A 12,338-nucleotide genomic window follows, 5' to 3' on the forward strand; every position below is an offset into this window, starting at 1 on the left:
CCTGATCGAAAAGCCATTCTCCATCCTTGTAACGCGCTGAAATCCAGTGTGCGCCGCAGCATGATTTTTCATCGCCCGTATCTCGATTTCAGGCTTTGCTAATTCGCTCGATCGTTTGAAAATAACGATTTGACTCATACCCCGCTTTCGGTTGAAGCTAATAGCTTGCTGTCCGAAGGATGTCCCTGCATGAGTTCGACTTTGACCGTCCGCCGTATCGCCGCCGACCAGGGCAGCGTGTATCGAGAGCTGCGCGCTGCGTCGCTGCGCGAGCCCTATGCGCCCGGCGAAGCGCCCGAGGCGGAGCTGTCCGTCGACGCCGACGCGGCCGATGCGATTGCCGCGCAGCGCGCGAGTTCCGATCAGTCCACCACCTTCCTGCTCTATACCGAAGGCCATCCCGCCGGCATGATCGGCGCGTATCTCGACAACACGCCCGAGCGGCGCGCCTTCGTCAGCGAGCTGTGGGTCGCGCACGCGGTGCGGCACCTGCGCGGCGGCGTGCTGCTGGTCAACACCGCGCGCGACTGGCTGGCCGGGCAGGGCGCGACCGAGATCTACGCCTGGATCGCCGAGCAGAACCGCAACGCGATCCGCTTCTACGAGCACATGGGCTTCACCAACCTCGGCGAGCATGCGCCGGTCGCTCGCGTGCCGGGCGCGATGAAGTCGCTATTCGTCTGGCGTTTCGGTGCCTGAGCCCGCCGCCGCGCGCCGATTCCCGCCTCGCCTTTTCGCCTGCCGTCGCCGTCTTTCCCAAAACGCCCATCGCGCCCGCCCCGGCGCCCTGAAAATGATGGCCGCCTGCCCGGACGCCTGTAAAATACGCAAAAATTTTTTGCAGGACGTCCATGTCGCTTAAAAAATCGCCATTCTTCGAGCTTCGCAGCGGCTCGGTCGACTCCCTGCTGTTCGTCGTCAAGACGGCGGACCTCGATGTCCTGCGGGCCGAACTGGTCAAGCGTTTCGAAGCGACGCCGGAATTCTTTGCCGACGACGTGGTGGCGATCGACGTGCGGCGCCTGGCCGAGGACGAGCGTGTCTCGCTCGACGCGCTTCGCACCATGCTGAACGACGTGCGGATGCGCCCGATCGGCGTGGTCGCGCAGCCGGAGCAGCAGGGCTGGGCCGCCGCAGGCGGGCTGCCGCTGCTGGAGGCGCGCGATCGCCGGGCACCGACCGCCAAGCCGGCGCAGGACGAGGCGCCGGCGGCCGAGGTTTCGGCGGCGCCGGCCGCTGGCGTGGCCGAGGTCTCGGCCGTCGCGGCGGAACCGGCTGGCGCGGCTTCAGGGGCTTCCGCTGCTTCGGCGGCGGCCTCGGGCGGCGCACCGCAGACGGTGGTGATCGACCGGCCCTTGCGTTCGGGCCAGCAGATCTACGCGAAGGGCGACCTGGTGGTGCTCGCGCCGGTCAGCAACGGCGCGGAGGTGATCGCCGAGGGCAACATCCACGTCTATGCGCCGCTGCGCGGCCGCGCGCTGGCCGGCGTGCTCGGCAATCACGACGCGCGCATCTTCTGTACGTGCCTGGAGCCGGAACTCATTTCGATTGCCGGTATCTATCGAACCACGGAGAACCCGTTGCCGGCCGAGGTGGTCGGCAAATCGGTGCAGATCCGGCTCGAGGACGAAAAACTGATGATCGAGCCGTTGCGGCTGACCTGAGCGCGAGCGCGCGACGCGGCAACGGATCGATCGGACCTCATTGACGAACACAGGGTAGGGTAATGGCAAAAATCATCGTGGTGACTTCGGGCAAGGGCGGTGTCGGCAAGACGACGACGAGCGCGAGCTTCGCCTCCGGGCTCGCGCTGCGCGGCCACAAGACGGCCGTGATCGACTTCGACGTCGGCCTGCGCAATCTCGATCTCATCATGGGCTGCGAGCGCCGCGTGGTGTACGACCTGGTCAACGTGATCCAGGGCGAGGCGAACCTGAACCAGGCGCTGATCAAGGACAAGAAGTGCGAGAACCTGTTCATCCTGCCGGCCTCGCAGACGCGCGACAAGGATGCGCTCACGCGTGAAGGCGTCGAGAAGGTCATCAACGACCTGATCGCGATGGATTTTGCCTACATCGTCTGCGATTCGCCGGCCGGCATCGAGTCGGGCGCGCTGCACGCGATGTACTTCGCCGACGAGGCGGTGGTGGTGACCAACCCGGAAGTGTCCTCGGTGCGCGATTCGGACCGCATCCTCGGCATCCTCGCCTCGAAGACCAAGCGCGCGGCCGACGGCGGCGATCCGATCAAGGAGCACCTGCTGATCACGCGCTACAACCCGAAGCGCGTCAGCGAAGGCGAGATGCTCTCGCTGGAGGACATCGGCGAGATCCTGCGCATCAAGCTGATCGGCGTGATCCCGGAATCGGAGGCGGTGCTGCATGCCTCCAACCAGGGCCTGCCGGCGGTGCACCTCGACGGCACCGACGTCGCCGAGGCCTACAAGGACGTGGTGTCGCGCTTCCTCGGCGAGGAAAAGACGATGCGTTTCGTCGACTACTCGAAGCCGGGCCTGCTGCAACGCCTTTTCGGCAGCAAGTAAGGGAGGCGCATCATGTCGATCCTGTCGTTCCTCCTCGGGGAGAAGAAGAAGTCCGCCGCCGTCGCGAAAGAGCGCCTGCAACTGATCATCGCGCACGAGCGCATCGGCGGCCGCCCGCCCGCGGACTACCTGCCGGCGCTGCAGAAAGAACTGCTCGACGTCATCTCGAAGTACGTCAAGATCTCGAACGACGATATCCGCGTCAGTCTCGAGCGTCAGGACGACCTCGAGGTGCTCGAGGTCAAGATCGAGATCCCGCAGGCCTGAGCGTGATCCGGGCGCGCCGCGCGATGCGGCGCGCCGCCCGCCGCCTGGTTTCCTCCGCCATTCCCGGCTCCTCCCGCCGTTTCCCCAAGTCCTTTCCAGCGCTCCATCGGACGCGTCGCGCCGAGGGTGGCTTTCATTCGGATTGCCGCTCTTACCAGCTGTTGCACTTTGACCCCCGCCGTAATACGGCCGCTGTAGGCGGCCGACGAGGCTCGCGCATTGAACCGGTACGCACTGAACGCGTATCCGAATCGATCACAAGGAGGTCACCATGATTCGCACTGCTGCCCGTTATCTGGTTCCGCTCGCGCTGGCCCTGACGGCTTTCGGCACCACCGTCGCGCCGCTCACGGCGAGCGCCGCGGAAGTCGTGATCGTCGCGCCGAGCGCGCCGCCGCCGGTGCGCTACGAAGTGGTGCCGGCGGCGCGGGTCGGCTATGTCTGGGATCGCGGCCACTGGAACTGGGAACATGGCCGCTATGTCTGGATCGGCGGCCACTGGGAGGCCGAGCGGGTCGGCCTGCATTGGGCGCCGGGCCACTGGGCACCGCGCGGCCCGAACTGGGTCTGGGTGCGCGGCCACTGGGCCTGATGCGGGAGCACGATCATGAAACGAACCCTGTTCGTCGTCGCGCTCGCGGCGATCGTGCTGGCCGGCTGCGTGGTCGTGCCGGCCCGGCCCGTGTACTACCATCCGGCGCGCGTCGTCGTGTATTGACGCGGCCGGCGTGTCAGCGCGGCGGCGGCTCGTCCGCCCCGCGCGGCGCGGCCGGGGGCGAGGCGCCCCGCGCCGCTTCCGCCTCGACTTTGTCGTCCGCTGCCGATGCTTCGTCATCCTTGCTTTCGGGCTGCGCGTCGTGGTCCGCCGACGCCTCGTGCGGTGCGCCGGCGTCGGCGTCGCGCAGCCGGCGCAGCGGATCGGCCGGCGACGCTTCGGCATCCTCGGCATTGGTCAGGCGGTCGTCGTCGTGCGCGGCGGGCGCCGGCTTTTCCGGGCTCGCGGCGGCTGCCGGCGGCGCGGCCGGCTGCAGGTAGCGATGCGCGAGCGCTTCATAGAGCGGCGGCACGAACAGCCGCGAGACGCGGCTCGAGATCAGCGCGGTGGCCATCAGCGAGATCACCAGCGCATGGCCGTTGATCATCTCCATCACGATCACGAAGGAGGTGATCGGCGACTGCGTGACGGCGGCCAGGTAGCCGACCATCGCCAGCGCGATCAGCAGCGCCAGCGGCATGTCGCCGAACACCAGGTGCAGCAGGTTGCCGAAGCCGGCGCCGATCGACAGCGAGGGCGCGAAGATCCCCCCCGGGATGCCGGGCAGGTAGGACGCGACCATCGAGATCATCTTGGTGAGCGGGTAGAACAGCGAGAGCTGGCTGTGGCCGTCGAGCAGGCCGCGCGCCTCGACGTAGCCGCTGCCGAAGGTGGTGCCGCCGGACAGCAGGCCCACCACCGCGATCACCAGCCCGCACAGCGCCGCGAACATCACGGGCCGGCCACGGTACATCGCCAGCAGGCGGGCCGGCAGCCAGCGCCCGGTGTTCAGCAGCAGCCAGACGAACAGGCCGCCGGCGATGCCGGTGAGCACGGCGGTGGCCAGCACGGCGAGCGCGACCAGGCGCGGGAACTGCATGCCGGCCTCGATGGTGCCGAAATAGGTGTAGTTGCCGTTCATGCCGAGCGCGATCACGCCGGCGATGATGATGGCCGTGATCAGCACGCCGCTGGCGCGCGCGGAGAAGCTGCGCGTGAGCTCCTCGATGGCGAACACGATGCCGGCCAGCGGCGTGTTGAAGGCGGCCGACAGCCCGGCCGCGGCGCCGGCCAGCACCAGTTGGCGTTCGATCAGGGCGTTCGAGCGCGGGTAGAAGCGCCGCAGGTTGAACATCAGCGCGGCGCCGATCTGCACGGTCGGCCCCTCGCGGCCGATGGTGAAGCCGCCCAGGATGCCGAGCAGCGAGATCAGCACCTTGCCGAACAGGATGCGCAGCGTGAGCAGGCGCGAGCCGAAGGCGGCAGGGCTGGCCTGCAGGGTGGCGATCACCTGCGGGATGCCGCTGCCCTCGGCGCCGCGGAAGAAGCGGCGGGTGAGCCAGACCGAGGCGGCCGCCACCGCCGGCGTGAGGATCAGCGGCAGCCAGGCATGCTCGTGTTGCAGCGAGCGGAAGCTGTTGTAGCCCCAGTCGATCAGGCGCGCATAGAGCACGGCCACGATGCCGACCACGATCGCCCCGAGCCAGAACACCCCGTACAGGCGCCACAGTCGCAGCGAGCGGCGCGGCAAGGTCTGGAGGAAGGCGGTGGTTCGCGACATGGCGGCGGGCGGGGCAAAGGGGGAATTATACGGAGGTCGCCGGCAGGCGCAGCCGGGGGAATCCACAGGGTACCGGCTCGAAGGGGAGCCTGGCGCACTGTCGGCGAATCGAAAGCAGGCGGGTGGCAAGCAATTCCGCCGGGCCCGGGGCGGGCGGCGAGCGCCATGGACGGCGCTGGAGGTGGGGCGCGGCGAGGCCTGCCAGAAGGCGGCGCGCCCGCGCCCGATACGCTGCCTGCCGCCGTGGGCAGGCAGCGTGCCCGGCTTACATCAGTCGCGTATCGCGCGTCTCGCGCATCAGCAGCACGCCGATCACGCTGATCGCCGCGGCCACCGACACGTAGCCGCCGACCCACGACAGGCCGCCGCGCGCGGCCAGCAGTTGCGCGATGTACGGCGCGATCGAGGCACCGAGGATGCCGCCGAGGTTGTAGGCGACGCCGGCGCCCGTGTAGCGGACATTGGTCGGGAACAGCTCGGGCAGCAGCGCGCCCATCGGCGCGAAGGTCACGCCCATCAGGAACAGCTCGATGATCAGGTAGAGCGCTACCAGGGGCATCGAACCGCTGCCGAGCAGCGGGGCCATCGTGAAGCCCGACAGCAGGGCCAGCAGGCCGCCGACGATCAACACCGGCTTGCGGCCGTAGCGGTCGGCCGCCCAGGCCGAGATCGGCGTGGCGATCGCCATGAACACCACGGCGATGCAGAGCAGGCCGAGGAAGTCGGGGCGCGCGATATGCAGGGTGCCGACGCCGTAGGACAGCGAGAACACCGTCGAGATGTAGAACAGCGTGTAGCAGACCACCATCGACAGCGCGCCGAGCAGGGTCGGCGCCCAGTGCTGCGTGACGAGGGTGACCACCGGCACGCGCACGCGCTCGTTGCGCTCGATGGCGGCCTGGAAGGCCGGCGTCTCGGCGATCTTCAGGCGCACGTAGAGGCCGACCGCCACCAGCGCCGCGCTGACCAGGAAGGGCACGCGCCAGCCCCAGTTGCGGAACTGATCGTCGGACAGGCCGATCGCGAGCGCGAAGAACAGGCCGTTGGACATCAGGAAGCCGATCGAGGGGCCCAGTTGCGGGAACATGCCGAACCAGCCGCGCTTGCCGGCCGGCGCGTGCTCGGTGGCGAGCAGCGCCGCGCCGCCCCATTCGCCGCCCAGGCCGATGCCCTGGCCGAAGCGCAGCACGCAGAGCAGCACCGGGGCCAGCGCGCCGATCGAATCGTAGGCGGGCACGAAGCCGATCGCGGTGGTCGAGACGCCCATCACCAGCAGCGAGGCGACCAGGGTCGACTTGCGGCCGAAGCGGTCGCCGAAATGGCCGAACAGGAAGGAGCCGATCGGGCGCGCGATGAAGGCGATGCCGAAGGTGACGAAGGCCGACAGCGCCTGCGCGGTGGCCGAGCCGTGCGGGAAGAACACCGGGCCGATCACGAGCGCGGCGGCGGTGGCGTAGACGTAGAAATCGTAGAACTCGATCGCGGTGCCGATGAAGCTGGCGAACACGATGCGGCGATGGCTGACGGGGCTCGCGCCATTCGACGCGTCGCTGACGGCCGGTGAGGTAGAGGACATGTTGGTTCCGTGGTGCGGGTTCGAACGGCGCGAGGGGCGTGCCGGACGGAGGATCGATTCGGGTTGGGGTTCCTGCCGCGCCGGGGCATCCGGCGGCGCGGGCGCCGGCTCGTGGTGCCGGCGATGTCTAGGGCGGGTCGCGCGCGTCGCGCGAGCGCAGGCCTGTCTGGCTCGCGTGTCGTACCGGCCGGGTAGGCGGGCCGTGGCGAGGTGTCCTGAAGAAGGACGGGGCGGGTTGGCCGCGATTATAGCAAGCGGCCGGGCGGCGTTTCGGCCGCTTGCGCTGCGCCGTGCGTGGATCCGAAGCGGGCGCGCCGTGGCCGGGCAGCGCTTTGCCGCGGCGCTGGCCGCGCTTGGCAGACCGAAGCAATCCGCGCCGGCACGCGCGTGCGGTCGGCACGCGTTTCACTCGATGGTCTGCGCCTGCTGCTGCGCGCGGGTGCGGAGCTGGAACTGGCCGTTGTCGTTGAACAGCCAGCTTTCCATCATCTCCACCTGGCCGCGGCCGTTCAGCAGGCCGGCGGGCGGACGCGGCAGCGGAGCGGCTCGGCGCAGCGACTGCAGGGCGATGGCCTCGGCGTCGTCGTCGCCGTTGCTGCGGTAGACCGAGGACTGCGCGAGCCGCCCGTCTCGATCGACGGTGAAGGACACGACGACCAGCGAGCGCAGCATCGCCTGCGGCGTGCCGTGCAGCACGCGCGCGGCGTTGGCGTCCAGGATCCGCTGGGCGACCGCGTCGCGATACTGGGCCTGGGACGCGGCGCCGGCGCCCGGCCCCGGCGAGAGCACCAGGGCGCGCTGCGGCAGGGTGACGGTGCAGGCGGCCAGCAGCAGCGCGCCGGCGAGCGCGGCGATCCTGCCGCTGAGGCGGGCGATGCTGCCGGGCGAGGTGGGCGGGAGCAGGGTGGACATGGCGGATGGCTCGACGGGAGCAATCGGATCTTCTTGAGCATAGGCCTTGCCCGCCCGGAAAACATCGGGATAAACGATCCCGTGCCGATGGCGAGCGCCATCGGCAATCCAGCTAGGACGGCTCGTGAGCTGGTCTCTTGGCCAGTTTTTCCGCCATCGCCCTGGTGGCCGCCGTCGCGCAAGTGGCCCGCGCGGCCGGCAGCATCGAGCCGTCGCTCCATTCCTTGCGGGCGGACTTGTCGCATGAGGCGTCGCGGGCCTTCTTCCACTTCGCGATTTTCGACTCGAGGGCCGATTTCCGATCGGGATGCTCGCCGATGCGCTGATCGACGACTTGCTGCAGCTCACGTTCCGCGAGGATCTGGTCGCGCCAGGCGCAAAAATTCATGCTGGTCTGGTTCGAGTCGCAGTCCTGCAGGAGTGCCTGGACCTGGCTTGCCGGCAACCCGCTGCGTGCCGCGATCTCGTCGGCCGGCGACGGCTCGGCGAACGCATTCGTCGCGACGAACAGGGCGAGGAGAACAACAGTGCTTTTCATCGCGTTCCCTGTTGCGGTTGTGACTAGTCCAAGCGGCGTCAGCATGAAGCTCGGCATTTCACGCCTCCGGGGCAGAAATACGATTTTCGTTGCGAGGCAGGGGAACAGCGCCGCACAAAGCGTGGGCTGCCATGTGGGTAGGGGAACAGCAGGGATTTTCTCCCTCGCTCGACAAGGCCGAGCGGAAGTGCTTGGCGGAAGCGGTGAGATTCGAACTCACGGACGGTTGCCCGTCGCCGGTTTTCAAGACCGGTGCCTTAAACCACTCGGCCACGCTTCCACGGCCGGCATTGTAACCGAAATGCCGCTGCCGTCCCCAGCTTTGGGGCGGCATCGTGCGCATCCCGCGTGGTTGGCCTGCCGGCTCAGCCAGCCGCGTCGTCGGCGTCGCGCAGGAACAGCTCCTGCAGGTCGTTGAGGAAGCGCTGGCCCAGCGGCGTCGGCGCGATGCGTTCATAGTCGCGTGCGATCAGCCCGCGCCGTTCGGCCTCGACCAGCGCCGGTTCGATGGTCGACAGCGGCAGCCCCGTGCGCTCGGCATAGCTGGCCACCGGGAATCCCTCGGCCAGCCGCAGCGTGTTCAGCATGAACTCGAAGGGCAGGTCGCGCGGGCCGACCTCGCGCTCCTCCTGCACCGGCGTGCCGGCCATCGCCTGCTCCATGTAGCTGGCGGGATGCTTGTAGCGCGCCTGCCGCAGGATTCGGTTCGGGAACGAGAGCTTGGTATGCGCGCCCGCGCCGATGCCGAGATAGTCGCCGAAGCGCCAGTAGTTGAGGTTGTGCTTGCACTGCCGGTTCGGCCGAGCATAGGCCGACACCTCGTAACGCCCGTAGCCGGCCTGCGCGGTGCGCTCCTGGATCCATTCCTGCATGTCGGCCGAGGCGTCGTCGTCGGGCACGGCCGGCGGGAACTTCGCGAACAGCGTGTTCGGCTCGAGCGTGAGGTGGTAGAGCGACAGATGCGGCGGCGCATACGACAGCGCGGTCTCGATGTCGGCCTGGCATTGCGCGAGGGTCTGCTTCGGCAGCGCGAACATCAGGTCGAGATTGAAGTTGTCGAAGGTGCTGGCGGCGATCTCCACCGCCGCGCGCGCCTGCGCGGTGTCGTGGATGCGGCCCAGCGCCTTCAGGTGCGCCTCGTTGAAGCTCTGGATGCCGATCGACAGGCGGTTCACGCCGCTGGCGCGGAACTGCGCGAACTTGGCCGCCTCGAAGGTGCCGGGATTCGCCTCGAGCGTGATCTCGGCGTCGGCATCGAGCGGCAGCAGGGCGCGCACGTCGGACAACAGGTGGTCGAGCCCGGCCGCCGAAAGCAGGCTGGGCGTGCCGCCGCCGATGAAGATGGTATGCACCTGGCGGCCCCAGACGAAGGGCAGCGCCTGCTCGAGATCGGCGCGCAGCGCGTCGAGATAGGCCTCCTCGGGGAAGCGCTCGCCCTTCCATTCGTGCGAGTTGAAATCGCAATAGGGGCACTTGCGCACGCACCACGGGAAATGCACGTAGAGCGCCAGCGGCGGCAACGCGCTCAGGCGCACCTTGCCCGGCGAGGCGAAGGTGGCGACGATGCGCTGGCCGGTTTCGGCGGCCTGGCTCACGCTGATTCTCCAAGGCGGGCCAGCAGCGCGCGCAGGGCGATCGCGCGATGGCTGATGCCGTTCTTGACGGCCGGCTCGAGCTCGGCGACGGTGGCGCCCAGCGCCGGCAGCAGGAAATGCGGGTCGTAGCCGAAGCCGTGCTCGCCGCGCGGCGTGTCGACCACCTCGCCATGCCAGCGCCCTTGCGCGAACAGCGGCTCGGGATCGTCGGGATGCCGAACCAGTGCCAGCACGCAGTAGTAGTAGGCGCGACGATCGTCGGTCTCGCGCAGTTGCGCCACCAGGTGCGCGTTGTTCGCCGCGTCGCTCTTCTCCAGGCCGGCGAGCTGCGCGTAGCGCGCCGAATGCACGCCGGGCGCGCCGCGCAGCGCGCGCACGCAGAGCCCCGAATCGTCGGCGATGGCGGGCAGGCCGGTGGCGCGCGAGGCGTGGCGCGCCTTGGTCAGCGCGTTCTCGATGAAGGTCGGATAGGGCTCTTCCGCCTCGGACACGTCCAGCTTGCCCTGCGGAATGATCTCGATGCCGACCGTCTCGAACAAGGCCGAGAATTCGCGCAGCTTGCCGGCGTTGTTCGAGGCCAGCACGATGCGCGAGAGGCCGTGCGACGGATCCTTGGCGATGCTCATGTCAGTCGCCCAGCGCCGCTTTCTGCAGCGCGATCAGTTCGCCGATGCCCTTCTGCGCGAGATCGAGCAGCGCGTTCATCTCGTCGCGCGTGAACGGCACGCCCTCGGCCGTGCCCTGCACCTCGACCAGGCCGCCCTTGCCGGTCATCACCACGTTCATGTCGGTATCGCAGCGCGAATCCTCGGCGTAGTCGAGGTCGAGCACCGGCGTGCCCTGGTAGACGCCCACCGAGATCGCGGCCACCGAATCGGTGATCGGCGAGCTCGCCAGCTTGCCCGCGGCGATCAGCTTGGCGACGGCGTCCTGCACCGCCACGAAGGCGCCGGTGATGCTGGCCGTGCGCGTGCCGCCGTCGGCCTGGATCACGTCGCAGTCGATATGGATGGTGCGCGCGCCGAGCTGCTCCAGGTCGACCACCGCGCGCAGCGCGCGGCCGATCAGGCGCTGGATCTCCTGGGTGCGGCCGGTCTGCTTGCCGCGCGCGGCCTCGCGGTCGCTGCGGGTGTGGGTGGCGCGCGGCAGCATGCCGTATTCGGCCGTCAGCCAGCCCTGGCCGCGATCGCGCAGGAACTCGGGCACGCGCTCGACCACGCTCGCCGTGCAGATCACCTTGGTGTCGCCGAACTCGACCAGCACCGAGCCTTCGGCGTGCTTGGTGTAATGGCGCGTCAGGCGCACCTCACGCAGTTGATCCGCGGGGCGGCCGCTCGGGCGGGAGGAGGAATTCGTCATGGGGAAGTGGGGCATTCGGAGGGAAACCGCGATTTTACCGCGCATGCCGGCCGCGCACCGGCCGTCGCTCGGCGAGCCGCTGGCCAAGGCCTGGTTTCCGCCGCGATGCGCGCTTCCATGAACGGCCGGGCAGCGCCGGAATCGATCGTCGCAAAGCGCCCCTCGCCGGGCACGCGCGAGCCGATTGCCCAGCCGGGCGAGGGTATCGCCAAAAATGGGATAATGCCGGTTTCGCGCCCCGTGCCTCGTGAGCACCGGGTGCTCCTGGATTTCCGGGCCATACCGGCCCCCTCACCGGCGAGACCAACCATGATCTACAGCATGACGGGCTATGCGAGCGCGACGCGCGAACTCGTGGCCAACTCGGGCAACGGCGCCACCAGCGTGTCGGTCGAACTGCGCACGGTGAATTCGCGTTTTCTCGACCTGAATTTCCGCATGCCTGACGACGTGCGCGTGTGCGAACCGGCCCTGCGCGAGATGCTGATGAACAAGCTCTCGCGCGGCAAGGTCGATGTGCGCATCAACCTGCAGCGCAGCGAGCAGATGAGCCAGGCCGGCGCGCTCAATCGCGCGGCGCTCGACCAGCTCGCCGAGCTCGAGCGCGCGGTGCTGGAGTCGTTCCCGGATTCGGAGCGCCTGCGCACCGGCGAGATCCTGCGCTGGCCCGGCGTGCTTGCCGAGAGCGGCGTGTCGGCCGAGGCGCTGCGCGAGGCGGTGCTGGCCTGCGGCAAGGAAGCGATCGGCGAGCTGGTGGTGGTGCGCCAGCGCGAGGGCGCGCAACTGGCCACCATGCTGCTCGGCAACGTCACCGAGATGGAGGCGATCGTCGCGCGCATCACGCCGCTGGTGCCGGAGCTGATCGCCAGGCATCAGCAGAAGATCGTCGAGCGCCTGCAGGAAGCGCTCGGCCTGGCCGCGTCCGAAGGCGGACAGACGGTGGTCACGCGCGAGGAAGCGGCCGAACGGATCCGCCAGGAAGTGACCATGTACGGGATCCGCATCGACATCGCCGAGGAGCTGTCGCGCCTCACCGCGCACCTGAACGAAACGCGCCATGTGATCGAGAAGGGCGGCCGCGTCGGCAAGCGCCTCGACTTCATGATGCAGGAACTGAATCGCGAAGCGAACACGCTCGGCTCGAAGGCGGCGGCCAAGGAACTGGCCGACGCCTCGATGGCGCTGAAGCTGCTGATCGAGCAGATGCGCGAGCAAGTGCAAAACCTGGAGTAAG

12 protein-coding genes, 1 tRNA gene and 1 pseudogene are annotated in these 12,338 nt (G+C 68.8%); 6 read left to right on the forward strand and 8 right to left on the reverse strand.

The genetic code is table 11. From position 1 onward, the window contains the following. Nucleotides 1-105: 105 nt before the first annotated feature. From F3J10_RS01440 to F3J10_RS01460, 5 genes and pseudogenes are all read left to right on the forward strand, one after another. Nucleotides 106-699 (forward strand): annotated as a pseudogene (locus tag F3J10_RS01440) (GNAT family N-acetyltransferase); the annotation flags it as partial. A gap of 152 nt (nt 700-851) precedes the next feature. Further along, complete coding sequence (minC, locus tag F3J10_RS01445) at nt 852-1,664, forward strand: septum site-determining protein MinC (protein ID WP_167240707.1); 813 nt, start codon at nt 852-854, stop codon at nt 1,662-1,664. Between the two features lie 62 nt (nt 1,665-1,726). After that, a complete protein-coding gene (gene minD, locus F3J10_RS01450; protein WP_013696928.1) occupies nt 1,727-2,542 on the forward strand; it encodes a septum site-determining protein MinD in 816 nt (271 codons plus the stop codon). Nucleotides 2,543-2,554: 12 nt separating this feature from the next. Further along, the gene (gene minE / locus F3J10_RS01455) at nt 2,555-2,809 is read left to right on the forward strand and encodes a cell division topological specificity factor MinE (RefSeq protein WP_013696929.1); all 255 of its coding nucleotides are present in this window, start codon (nt 2,555-2,557) and stop codon (nt 2,807-2,809) included. 250 nt (nt 2,810-3,059) lie between these two features. Beyond that, nucleotides 3,060-3,401: a YXWGXW repeat-containing protein gene (locus F3J10_RS01460; RefSeq protein ID WP_341772217.1), complete on the forward strand. Its 342-nt coding sequence runs from the start codon at nt 3,060-3,062 to the stop codon at nt 3,399-3,401. Nucleotides 3,402-3,540: 139 nt separating this feature from the next. Here F3J10_RS01460 and F3J10_RS01465 read toward each other — a convergent pair whose 3' ends face one another. From F3J10_RS01465 to rph, 8 genes are all read right to left on the reverse strand, one after another. Continuing rightward, nucleotides 3,541-5,124: a chloride channel protein gene (locus F3J10_RS01465; protein WP_167240709.1), complete on the reverse strand. Its 1,584-nt coding sequence runs from the start codon at nt 5,122-5,124 to the stop codon at nt 3,541-3,543. 265 nt (nt 5,125-5,389) lie between these two features. After that, nucleotides 5,390-6,700 (reverse strand): MFS transporter, encoded by a 1,311-nt coding sequence (locus tag F3J10_RS01470; RefSeq protein ID WP_025098105.1) that lies wholly within the window; start codon nt 6,698-6,700, stop codon nt 5,390-5,392. Nucleotides 6,701-7,105: 405 nt separating this feature from the next. Beyond that, the gene (locus F3J10_RS01475; RefSeq protein WP_167240711.1) at nt 7,106-7,612 is read right to left on the reverse strand and encodes an energy transducer TonB; all 507 of its coding nucleotides are present in this window, start codon (nt 7,610-7,612) and stop codon (nt 7,106-7,108) included. A gap of 112 nt (nt 7,613-7,724) precedes the next feature. Continuing rightward, nucleotides 7,725-8,150, reverse strand: a complete 426-nt coding sequence (locus F3J10_RS01480) for a lysozyme inhibitor LprI family protein (RefSeq protein ID WP_025098103.1) — start codon at nt 8,148-8,150, stop codon at nt 7,725-7,727. Between the two features lie 192 nt (nt 8,151-8,342). After that, nucleotides 8,343-8,430, reverse strand: a tRNA-Ser gene (locus F3J10_RS01485). Between the two features lie 85 nt (nt 8,431-8,515). Continuing rightward, nucleotides 8,516-9,745: a radical SAM family heme chaperone HemW gene (gene hemW / locus F3J10_RS01490; RefSeq protein ID WP_167240713.1), complete on the reverse strand. Its 1,230-nt coding sequence runs from the start codon at nt 9,743-9,745 to the stop codon at nt 8,516-8,518. Continuing rightward, nucleotides 9,742-10,371, reverse strand: a complete 630-nt coding sequence (rdgB, locus tag F3J10_RS01495; protein WP_167240715.1) for an RdgB/HAM1 family non-canonical purine NTP pyrophosphatase — start codon at nt 10,369-10,371, stop codon at nt 9,742-9,744. Before rdgB ends, hemW begins: the two co-directional genes overlap by 4 nt. Nucleotide 10,372: 1 nt before the next feature. Further along, nucleotides 10,373-11,104, reverse strand: coding sequence for a ribonuclease PH (rph, locus tag F3J10_RS01500; protein WP_013696950.1), 732 nt, complete (start codon nt 11,102-11,104; stop codon nt 10,373-10,375). 309 nt (nt 11,105-11,413) lie between these two features. On the opposite strand from rph, the gene F3J10_RS01505 reads away from it, so the two are divergent. Beyond that, nucleotides 11,414-12,337: a YicC/YloC family endoribonuclease gene (locus tag F3J10_RS01505; RefSeq protein WP_025098099.1), complete on the forward strand. Its 924-nt coding sequence runs from the start codon at nt 11,414-11,416 to the stop codon at nt 12,335-12,337. The last annotated feature ends 1 nt before the right edge of the window (nt 12,338 follow it).

The sequence above is a fragment of the Burkholderia sp. Cy-637 genome (genome assembly GCF_011753175.1).
Lineage (GTDB): Bacteria > Pseudomonadota > Gammaproteobacteria > Burkholderiales > Burkholderiaceae > Burkholderia > Burkholderia gladioli.

Bases quoted from the DNA above. Each gene is read 5' to 3' on its own strand.
- F3J10_RS01475 (WP_167240711.1), bottom strand. From the start codon at position 7,612: ATGTCCACCCTGCTCCCGCCCACCTCGCCCGGCAGCATCGCCCGCCTC.
- minD (WP_013696928.1), top strand. From the start codon at position 1,727: ATGGCAAAAATCATCGTGGTGACTTCGGGCAAGGGCGGTGTCGGCAAG.
- rdgB (WP_167240715.1), bottom strand. From the start codon at position 10,371: ATGAGCATCGCCAAGGATCCGTCGCACGGCCTCTCGCGCATCGTGCTG.
- F3J10_RS01465 (WP_167240709.1), bottom strand. From the start codon at position 5,124: ATGTCGCGAACCACCGCCTTCCTCCAGACCTTGCCGCGCCGCTCGCTG.
- minE (WP_013696929.1), top strand. From the start codon at position 2,555: ATGTCGATCCTGTCGTTCCTCCTCGGGGAGAAGAAGAAGTCCGCCGCC.
- F3J10_RS01505 (WP_025098099.1), top strand. From the start codon at position 11,414: ATGATCTACAGCATGACGGGCTATGCGAGCGCGACGCGCGAACTCGTG.
- F3J10_RS01470 (WP_025098105.1), bottom strand. From the start codon at position 6,700: ATGTCCTCTACCTCACCGGCCGTCAGCGACGCGTCGAATGGCGCGAGC.
- minC (WP_167240707.1), top strand. From the start codon at position 852: ATGTCGCTTAAAAAATCGCCATTCTTCGAGCTTCGCAGCGGCTCGGTC.
- F3J10_RS01480 (WP_025098103.1), bottom strand. From the start codon at position 8,150: ATGAAAAGCACTGTTGTTCTCCTCGCCCTGTTCGTCGCGACGAATGCG.
- rph (WP_013696950.1), bottom strand. From the start codon at position 11,104: ATGACGAATTCCTCCTCCCGCCCGAGCGGCCGCCCCGCGGATCAACTG.